9 protein-coding genes and 1 other RNA gene are annotated in these 9,074 nt (G+C 58.0%); 5 read left to right on the forward strand and 5 right to left on the reverse strand.

Annotation, left to right across the window (positions count from 1 at the left end; all coding sequences use genetic code 11):
- The first annotated feature begins 248 nt into the window (after window positions 1-248).
- Window positions 249-621, forward strand: a transfer-messenger RNA (tmRNA) gene (gene ssrA / locus ABX749_RS11740).
- A gap of 111 nt (window positions 622-732) precedes the next feature.
- Here ssrA and ABX749_RS11745 read toward each other — a convergent pair.
- The 3 genes from ABX749_RS11745 to ABX749_RS11755 all read right to left on the reverse strand — a co-directional run bounded on the left by ABX749_RS11745 (window position 733) and on the right by ABX749_RS11755 (window position 3,339).
- A complete protein-coding gene (locus ABX749_RS11745; protein ID WP_372896144.1) occupies window positions 733-2,370 on the reverse strand; it encodes a glutaredoxin family protein in 1,638 nt (545 codons plus the stop codon).
- A gap of 102 nt (window positions 2,371-2,472) precedes the next feature.
- Complete coding sequence (hemG, locus tag ABX749_RS11750; protein ID WP_372896145.1) at window positions 2,473-3,117, reverse strand: menaquinone-dependent protoporphyrinogen IX dehydrogenase; 645 nt, start codon at window positions 3,115-3,117, stop codon at window positions 2,473-2,475.
- 30 nt (window positions 3,118-3,147) lie between these two features.
- Window positions 3,148-3,339 (reverse strand): hypothetical protein, encoded by a 192-nt coding sequence (locus ABX749_RS11755; RefSeq protein ID WP_372896146.1) that lies wholly within the window; start codon window positions 3,337-3,339, stop codon window positions 3,148-3,150.
- A 135-nt stretch (window positions 3,340-3,474) separates the two neighbouring features.
- Between ABX749_RS11755 and ABX749_RS11760 the strand changes: the two genes are divergently transcribed.
- On the forward strand, window positions 3,475-3,900 hold the full coding sequence (locus tag ABX749_RS11760; RefSeq protein ID WP_372896147.1) for an isoprenylcysteine carboxylmethyltransferase family protein: 426 nt from the start codon (window positions 3,475-3,477) through the stop codon (window positions 3,898-3,900).
- Window positions 3,901-4,072: 172 nt separating this feature from the next.
- Window positions 4,073-5,017, forward strand: coding sequence for a helix-hairpin-helix domain-containing protein (locus ABX749_RS11765; RefSeq protein WP_372896148.1), 945 nt, complete (start codon window positions 4,073-4,075; stop codon window positions 5,015-5,017).
- 23 nt (window positions 5,018-5,040) lie between these two features.
- On the opposite strand, the gene ABX749_RS11770 is transcribed toward ABX749_RS11765, so the two are convergent.
- Both ABX749_RS11770 and ABX749_RS11775 read right to left on the reverse strand, forming a co-directional pair.
- Complete coding sequence (locus tag ABX749_RS11770) at window positions 5,041-5,496, reverse strand: c-type cytochrome (RefSeq protein WP_372896149.1); 456 nt, start codon at window positions 5,494-5,496, stop codon at window positions 5,041-5,043.
- Between the two features lie 218 nt (window positions 5,497-5,714).
- Window positions 5,715-7,088 (reverse strand): hypothetical protein, encoded by a 1,374-nt coding sequence (locus ABX749_RS11775; protein WP_372896150.1) that lies wholly within the window; start codon window positions 7,086-7,088, stop codon window positions 5,715-5,717.
- Between the two features lie 272 nt (window positions 7,089-7,360).
- Here ABX749_RS11775 and ABX749_RS11780 point away from each other — a divergent pair, with 272 nt between their 5' ends.
- Together ABX749_RS11780 and ABX749_RS11785 are read left to right on the forward strand one after the other, a co-directional pair.
- Window positions 7,361-8,092, forward strand: a complete 732-nt coding sequence (locus tag ABX749_RS11780; protein WP_372896151.1) for an ABC transporter ATP-binding protein — start codon at window positions 7,361-7,363, stop codon at window positions 8,090-8,092.
- 3 nt (window positions 8,093-8,095) lie between these two features.
- Window positions 8,096-9,074 (forward strand): ABC transporter permease (locus tag ABX749_RS11785; RefSeq protein WP_372896152.1); only part of this gene is annotated, 979 nt, incomplete at its 3' end.

Raw genomic sequence — 9,074 nt, forward strand, 5'->3', positions numbered from 1 at the left:
CCATCACGACGATGTTACGGCGTCGGCGCCGAGAAAGAAAATAAAATTCTCAACGAGTCCCTCGAGCGGTCAGAACCCTTCCCCGGAGCATCATTCTGCCACCCATGATTCTGCCAAACGCTTGCCTGAATCACGCGGCACGTTAGGATAGGGTGAACCGAGGAGGTGATTTTGTGTCACTTCCGACGCATCGATACTCGCCGGCGAGTCGCAGAGTTTGCGGTCCGTCGCGGGCACCGACCAGTCAGGGGGGCGACTTGGATTCGACCGGATGATTGGAAGCGTATGGTCGCGTGTCGTGGTTGATCAGTTGGCCACGTAAAAAGCTGATCACAATTTTTAATTGCAGATGAAAATCTCCAATTGGCTGCCTAATTACAGGCTGCCCGGACTGATGGGGGCTGCCAGAGTCGCCTGAAAGTCCGTCACAATTCTGGATCGCCCGCCGTCCTGCTCGAGACGCGGCGGGTTAAACAAGATTCGAGCTAGCGAGCCACGTAGTTTGTCCAGCAACGCCGTGGTAAGCGAAGCGAGTTTCGGCTCATAACCGCAGGACTACACACGTAGACGCCGTCGTGGACGCATCGCGGGACGAGGGTTCAATTCCCTCCGCCTCCATCACAAGCCGATTTGCGAGAGATCGCAAATCGGCTTTTTTTCGTCGATTCGATGCTGCTGGCCCAATCTTCCGCGACTTTGAGATACGCGGTTTTGGGTTGCCGCGCGTTGAGGTTATGAACCAAGTTGCAACCACGACGGACGGAGGATCATCACCAATCCGAGCACCAGAATGACGGCCCCGCTGAGCAGTTTCAGCCACCTCCCCTCGCGCTCTTGCAGTTTGCGGTGCGAAAGCGTCACGACGACCACCGCGACCAACAGCGTATCGTCCAGCATGTAGGCCAGGATATACAGCGATAGAAACGCGTAGTTCTTCCAGGCGGGGTAGTCCTGGATCGTCAGCACTTGAGTGTACAGAGCCGGCAGCCCGGCCGTGCACAACAGTTCGATCATGTTGACGATCACCGCCAAAACCACCGCGCCGGTCAAGGCCACCGTCAAATACTTGGCGCTGACGATCTCGCGGACGCGTCGGTACAACCCCGGTTTGCTCGATTCGGGAATCGAAAACGAAAGACCTTTTTTGAACGCAAAAAAGTCTTTGACGTTGATCACGCCGATGAACAGTGCCAGGAATCCCAACGCAAGTTGCACCGGTCTGGCGATTCCGATCAGCAGGAAAATGTTCAGCCAGGCCGCCATGAACGCGAAGTAGGCCAGCCCGCTGATGAAGACGAACGTCCCCGCGATCAGCAGGATCTTGCGGCGGTCTTTGATGTTGACCAACACCGATAGTAAAAAGACCAACACCCACATGGCGCAGGGGTTGAATCCGTCCACCAGCCCGATCGCCAAAGTGAACACGGGCATGCCTAACTTCGAAGCGCTGACCGGACCCAGCATCGGAACATCGATCGTATCGCTCGTGACCACTTCTATCGGCGTTTCGCTTTCACCGGACTGCGACGGCGTGGCTTCCTCGGGAAGCTCCAACAAATCCATCGGGATCTCGACGGCGTTATCCTCCTGCTGCGTCGCTTGAGCAACCAGCAACGCCGTCGGCAAGACAGTGGCGTAGGCTTCCAGCTTGCGATCGGTGCCACCGCCAAGTTGGAAGCTGGCGCCACTTGGTCGCCGACGGCTCAAGGGTTCTGGCCGTTCCATCCCGGACACCTCCCTGATCAATTGCTCCAGTTGGGCGCCCGTGCTTTCGTCGCCCTGGTAACCGATCAAGATGCGTCTGGCAAAGTCAATCGTCGGCAACCCCGGCGGGCTGCCGGCTTTGCGACACAGCGTTTCCCACTCTGTCCTGGCCGTCGCGGATCGATCGACATCATGGATCACGAAACGAATCGCCGGCCACCGTTGTTGCAGGGTTGGCAGAAACGCTTTTAGTTTGCCGCACTTGGGGCAGGTCGTCCGAGTGTAGAGGTTGGCGGTGAAAAGCTGTTCGATCTCCGGGCCGGTTCGCCTGGCATCGTCGAATCCAAAATACATCCGGTCGCAGGCGTAAAATGCCGGCAGCAACGGTTTCTCTCGGCCCGCTTGTTTGGACAGTTCGTACAGGCGAATCAGTTGTGTTTTGTCATGCAGCACATCATGAAGACGAATGTCCAGCCCGTTGATTCGCTGCTTCAATTGATCGCAATACTCCTGAACCGCATCGGCGGATTCGCGATCGCTGCGGACAAACACATCGAGGCGAATTTGATACGTTGCTTGGTCGGGCGGAGGGTCGTCGGCGCGTATCCAGGTCAGCGATGCGGACGACCAGAACAGACAGCTCAGTAGCGCAATTCGGAAAGCCATGGTTGATCGGCCCATGATGCGTGTTGGAAATCGGTAGCCCCTCTCCACACACACTCTCGGTGCACGACGCATACCAATGGCGTGCTTCCAATCGTCACAGGCTCAGGCTGACTCTTCAGCTTTGGCGCGAAGGTTGGCGACGGAGTAACGTCGCGTCGGTTTGGAATACAGCGTTCGCTGCGCGTACTCGTCGTCGGGCTGTTTGCAACGCTGAATGAACTCTACAAACTGTTCGACAAACAGGTCGACCTGCTTCCAATTGGTGAACTCATAATCAAAACGCGTGTCGGTCGGACCGCCCCCTTTCTTAACGACCAACTGCACCAGTTTGCGTTTCAGCCAGTTGTACTTGGAATAGGTCAACGCGCCGGCGAAATGTGTCGTCAACAAGGGGTTCCAATCCGTCTCGTGCAAATAGGCTTCGGTGATCTTTCGAATCTCATCCTGTTCACTTTCGTCGTTGCTGAGGATGCCCAGGCTGACCGAAAAAAACGCCGAAGGCATTTCGTGCAAGATGTCACGAAACTGTTTGAGATACTCCGCCAGGCGGACGTCGTAGTGGGAGTAGTGAATCGGGGAGCCGACGATGACCGCGTCGTAGGCATCCAGCGCGATCGGCCGATTGGGTCCGACAGCAATGTTGTGCCGGTCCGATGCAATGCCTTGCGCGGCTAATCGTTCGGAGATGCGACAGGCGATTTTTTCGGTTTGGCCTTCGTCAGTCGCAAAAAGAATCAAAGTCCGCATTCAACCTGTCCTTGCCGGAGCGTTGAGACGTTAAAGCATCGCGGTGAGCGTTCCAGCCACCGTTTTTGCGAAGATCAACAGCGACATGATGGCGATCACGATCACCGAAATCCAAAAAACCTTTTCGTGCGGAGAGTCCTTCCAATCGATTCGACTCATCGTTCTGCCTTGGGTTTTGAAGACCAGCGTGCTCGGTTCCACGCTTTTCGAACGCTTTGACACGACGCTAGGAATTTGCAGAATGCATCTTCTGTGCCAAGTCCGCCGTGTCGCGATTGACCGTCACATCGTGCAACATTGTCGCGCGTTTGTCGCGGATTGGCCATTTTCGCACACTCCGTCCACGAGACCGTTCGATTGCTTTGGATCCTGATTGTCGCGCAGTTTCTGCTCGCCGCGGTGCTCGTTTTGTCGGCCCGCTGGTCGCCGCTGCCCGTCGTGGCGTTGATGATCGCCGCGCCGGGGATCGGCTTGGCGGTTTGGGCGTGGGCGAAAGTGGGTTGGCGGAAGATTCGGATCCACCCGGCGGCGACCGAGCAGACAGAGTTGCTCACTGACGGGCCGTACGCGATCGTGCGTCACCCGATGTACGCGGGATTGCTGTGGTTTACCGCTGCGTTGCTGTTGACCCCGCTGGTGTGGTGGCGGGTGGTCAGTTGGGTCGCACTGCTCGTCGTCCTGTACGCCAAATCTGCGCACGAGGAGCAATCGATGCGCGAGCGGTTTGACGGCTACCAGGCGTACCAGAACAGGGTGGGGCGTCTGTTTCCGGTGCGCCGGTAACTGGATGAACCATTCTTGGTCGCGACGCCTGGCGTGATCGCCGCCGCGGTTAGCGTCCGATCAGCGGTGGTGTCGCGCCCAACGGCACGAAGTCTGCTGGTGTATAATCAAGCCGACCCGACGGTGTTTTCTGGTGACGATCCTAGGACCACGGAACTGCAGGCGGTGTGTCATGGATAATGCGGAGTCTCCATCCTCAAATTCGTCCGTTTCGTCCGTCGACGATCCTGCCGAGCGGCGACGCGTCGGGTTGGACGAAAACAGGCGGATCGCAAATCATCTCGGCGAGATCGCCAGTTTGCTGGAATCGCAACACGCCAGCGAATTTCGTGTGTCGGCCTACCGCAAGGCGGCCGGCACGTTGTTGAACCTTCAAACCCCCGTGCGATGGATTGACCAGAAGCATGGGATCGAGGGCTTGATTCGAATCGAGACGGTCGGGCAATCGATCGCGAGTCTGATCGACCAGTATCTGAGAACCGGTCGAGTCCCGCTGCTGGATCGGTTGCGTGGTGAGGCGACCGCGGAAAGGATCTTTACGACGTTGCCCACGATCGGTCCCGAACTGGCCCATCGAATCTATGACGCGCTGCACGTGGAAACACTTCCCGAGCTGTACAGCGCGGCGATCCACGGCAAACTCGGTCAGGTCCCCGGGATTGGTCGGAAACGGGCCGCCGCGATTCAAGAGGTGCTGGCTGAACGGTTGCGGCGAAACCCCAGTCCGATGACGCCCTTGTATCCGCAGACAGATCGTTCGATTCCGGTTGCCGAGATCTTGGACGTCGATGCCGAGTACCGTCGCAAGGCAGAAGAAGACAAACTGCCCAAGGTCGCGCCCACGAAATTCAATCCCGGCGGGGTTGCCTGGTTGCCGATCTTGCACACCCAGCGTGACGACCGCCACTACACCGCCTTGTATTCCAACTCGGCACGCGCGCACGAATTGAATACGACGAAGGATTGGGTGGTGATCTACCGTGACGATGACCAACAGCACGGCCGCTGGACGGTGATCACGTCCCAGTTCGGGAAACTACACGGATGCCGAATCATTCGAGGCCGCGAAGACGAATGCCGCGACATCTATCTGAGGTCCCAGCAACGAAACCAGTAGCGTCCAAAGCCGTACTTCAGTGGTTAATAATAAGGCACGAAGGGCGTCGGCACGTAGATCTCCACTTCGTAATGCTGTTGCAAGAACGTGACCAGATCCGCCAATTGCGTCACCGTCATTTCGTCATTGTACGACCGCATCTTGGAAACCTCGCCCTCTTGGATCTCGTCGGATTTGTAACCGAGTGCGAAGCGGTGGGACGGGTTGATGATGGACGTCACGAGGTCTCCGTAGGTCACCACGTATCCCTTTTTGCCACCCAGCGCGACCCTCGTCACGTCTTCGGACACGCTGGCGTCCAACTCCACTCCGTCCACCGTGTGACACGCGTTGCACTGCAACGCCACAAACGTTGCCTTACCACGTTCGGCGTCGCCTTCGGGCAACGTGAACCCCCAGCCGGACTTTGGATTCGGCGTGCATCCAACTAGCGCCGACAAAAAAAGCACGCCCAACGCAGTTTTGAATGACTTGATCATCGATCGATTTCGATTGGGGAAAGACCTCGAACCGTAACAGACCAAGCACAATCGCAAGCGTTGTGCCAACCGTGATGTCGTGCTTTCTGACCCGGCGTTTGGCCGGTGACGCACACTTCGCGAAATGGTGTGCGTTACCGCTCAGAATGCTTTGGCCAGATCGGTCAAAGCGATGGACGGAAAATGAGTGGGACCCGACGTTCGTTTTCCGTTGGTTACTAAATGACCAACGTCATGCCCAGCACCAGACTATCTTGCACCACATCCCGATCGCTAACGGTTGTGATGTCGATCAGCGGGGCAAAGCCCGAACTGCGGACGTATTCAGCCGACACGCTGCAATAGCCGTTCAGGTGGCGGAAATAGCCGATCACCAACTGGCGATTGAATTCAAATTCTGAGCCATCGGAGCCCTGGTCACCCGCACTCCAGCTGACACTGACGTACTGCGGGCAGGTGTCCCGATCGATCCAATAGGCGGCTTCGGTTCGATAGGCGCTGACCAATGTTCCGGTGACCGGCCAGGGATGGGTGGTCGAAACAAATTCTCCCGCCAAGGACAATCGGCCCTTGTCGATACGGCCGTTGACGTTCCATCCGCTGTTGTAATCGGACCCGAATTGGTTCGCATCCAAATGCTCGGCAGTGAAACCGTCATAGATGGTTCCGAGTAGGAATCCGACGCCCAGTTGGACCGAGTGTGTGGAGGAGTCTCCGGTATGCCAAGTCGCGTTGGCCGCCAGGTTGTTCAGTTTGCCGCGTTCGGGGGAATCATTCAGACGGATTCCGCGGCCACCGTTGATTGCCGCCGCGGTCAGGTCCCAGCGTTGATCGTGGTATCCGATGCCGACGCCTTCTGCCAACGCGGCGAAATAGTGCCAAGTGACGGCCTGGGTGAACGGGCTGAGCGTGCTGAAATCGCCGAAGCCGACGTTTTTCTTGCCGAGATAGAAGTAGAACGGCGAAACGTCCAGATCACCGATCAAAGCATACGCCTGTCTGACTTGCAGACTGCCCTGTTTGAAATCACCGAAGCTGAAGACATCGGAAAACAACAGTTCGCCGTGGACACTGACCGTGGGCGCAACATAGGCGGTCGCGTGCGCGTTGGCTTGCAGCATCCGCGCATCGGTGGCTGTTTTGCCGCTGAAATCCGTCGGAAATCGGCCCAGGTAAGGAAACTTGTTTTCTGTGTTGGTCGTCGCCGCCAGAAACGAAAGTCGTGCCTGGCCACCGACGACCACGGCGGGCGACGTCGATCCGAATTGCCTGCGGTGATGCAGCAGATGCCGTTCTTTGTCCGTCTGTCGGTTCTGGAAATCGAGCATCTGCTGGGTCAATCTGCCGTTGAGCCGCAACCAGTGCCGGGACGCGGATGGCTCTGCGGTCGACCATCGCTGGCTGACCGGTGCGCTGACCGGTGCGATGGCCGGTGCGATGGCCGGTGCGATGGCCGTCACCGGATCCAACTCGACGTCCGCCTCCCAGTCCGCTGGTTCTGCACCACCGTGCGTAGGAGCGGGCTGCGCGATCGCACACGTCGCGGTCAAAAACCACCCGGTCAAAAACGAGACCGCGATCCACAACAGCATGAAACGACCGGTGGTGGCAGCGCCGCAAGAGCGGGGCAGTCTTTTCACCTCGCTGTCGGCTGGTTGATGACGGCCGAACGATCCGTGTCGATTCCCCATTGGCTTATCCGCTATAAAAAGGCGTGTCCATTTTCGGCTCGATCGCAATGACGCCGTCAATGGCATGCGTGCCCGGCGCGTATCGACTGAATCGGTTATGACGACTTTGCAGGTTAGGATACTTTTCCGGGCGGCAGCATTTCTCAATCAAAACGCGGCCTTTGACACAGACTATGAACGCATCAAAGGTCCAAGCCGGTAAAACCAGCGTGTTTCACGCCGTCGATATCGCCAAGATCTATCAGATGGGCGAAGTGCAAGTGCACGCGCTGCGCGGGGTCAGCCTTGAGCTTTACGAAGGCGAACTCGTCGTGCTGCTGGGGGCGTCGGGCAGCGGAAAGTCGACGCTGCTGAATATCCTGGGCGGTTTGGACTCGCCCACGTCAGGAACGGTTCATTACCTGGATCACGAACTGACCGCCAGTGATGCCTCCGAGCTGACGCGTTATCGCCGCGACAACGTCGGTTTTGTGTTTCAGTTTTACAACCTGATTCCCAGTTTGACGGCTCGTGAAAACGTTGAATTGATCACCGAGATCGCCACGTCGCCGATGGACGCAATGGATGCGTTGGATCTGGTGGGGTTAAAGCCCCGCGCCGACCACTTTCCCGCTCAGCTTTCCGGGGGAGAACAGCAGCGCGTCGCGATTGCTCGGGCGATCGCAAAGAATCCGAACGTGTTGCTGTGTGACGAACCGACCGGCGCGTTGGACGTGCAGACGGGGATCGTGGTGTTGCAAGCGATCGGGCAGATCAATCGACAGTTGGGGACCACCACCGCGGTCATCACACACAACGCGGAGATCGCCAAAATGGCCGACCGGGTGATCCTGTTGTCCGACGGTCACATCGCCGGCATCGAAACCAACTCGACCAAGGTCGCGGCGCAGGACCTGAGGTGGTGAGCGATGCGAAAGCTGGACCGCAAGCTGCTCCGAGACCTGTATCAATTGCGTGGGCAAGCGGCGGCGATCGTGTTGGTCATTGCCGCCGGCGTCGCCACCTTCGTGATGTCGATGTGCGCCTATCGTTCGTTGACGGCGACCAAGGACGCTTTCTACCGCGACTATCGGTTTGCGGACGTCTTTACCTCGACACACCGGGCGCCCGACGCGCTGTTGCCGCGACTGCGCGACATCGAGGGAGTCGCGGCCATTGAAACCCGCTTGGTCTACGACGTCCTGTTGGATGTGGTCGGCATGTCCGAGCCGGCCACCGCTCGATTGATCAGCGTGCCCGACCGCGGCCAAAGCGAGTTGAATCAAGTCTACATCCGCCGTGGTCGCATGATCGAGCCGTTGCAAAGTGGCGAAGTCGTGGTTTCGGAGGTGTTTGCCGCGGCGCACGGATTTGTGCCCGGTGACCAGGTGCGTGCGATCATCAATGGCAAGACCCAATCGATGAAGATCGTCGGGATCGCGTTGTCGCCGGAATACGTCATCCAAGTTCAACCGGGCAGCGTTTTGCCGGACGACAAACGGTTCGGCATTTTCTGGATCGGCCGCCGGGACTTGGAAGCCGCCTTCGACATGACCGGCGCCTTCAACAGCGTTACCGTCCGTTTGGCACTCGGTCACGAGACGGCGCGCGTGATCGATGAACTGGATCGCTTGCTCAAACCCTATGGCAGCGTCGGCGCGTACGACCGCGACGAGCAATTGTCGCACCGGTATTTGTCCGACGAATTGTCACAGCTTCGCGGCATGGCGGTGATGGCACCGGCGATCTTTTTGGGCGTTGCCGCGTTTCTGCTCAACATCGCAGTCTCCCGAATCATCACCCAGCAACGCGAACAAATCGCCGCGCTCAAGGCCTTCGGATATTCCGATTTCGAAGTCGGCGCCCATTACCTGAACCTGGTGTTCGTTATCAGCGTGGGCGGTAGCA

Source organism: Stieleria sp. (assembly GCF_041595215.1).
GTDB classification, from domain to species: domain Bacteria; phylum Planctomycetota; class Planctomycetia; order Pirellulales; family Pirellulaceae; genus Stieleria; species Stieleria magnilauensis.

Bases quoted from the DNA above. Each gene is read 5' to 3' on its own strand.
- ABX749_RS11745 (WP_372896144.1), bottom strand. From the start codon at position 2,370: ATGGCTTTCCGAATTGCGCTACTGAGCTGTCTGTTCTGGTCGTCCGCA.
- hemG (WP_372896145.1), bottom strand. From the start codon at position 3,117: ATGCGGACTTTGATTCTTTTTGCGACTGACGAAGGCCAAACCGAAAAA.
- ABX749_RS11765 (WP_372896148.1), top strand. From the start codon at position 4,073: ATGGATAATGCGGAGTCTCCATCCTCAAATTCGTCCGTTTCGTCCGTC.
- ABX749_RS11770 (WP_372896149.1), bottom strand. From the start codon at position 5,496: ATGATCAAGTCATTCAAAACTGCGTTGGGCGTGCTTTTTTTGTCGGCG.
- ABX749_RS11775 (WP_372896150.1), bottom strand. From the start codon at position 7,088: ATGCTGTTGTGGATCGCGGTCTCGTTTTTGACCGGGTGGTTTTTGACC.
- ABX749_RS11780 (WP_372896151.1), top strand. From the start codon at position 7,361: ATGAACGCATCAAAGGTCCAAGCCGGTAAAACCAGCGTGTTTCACGCC.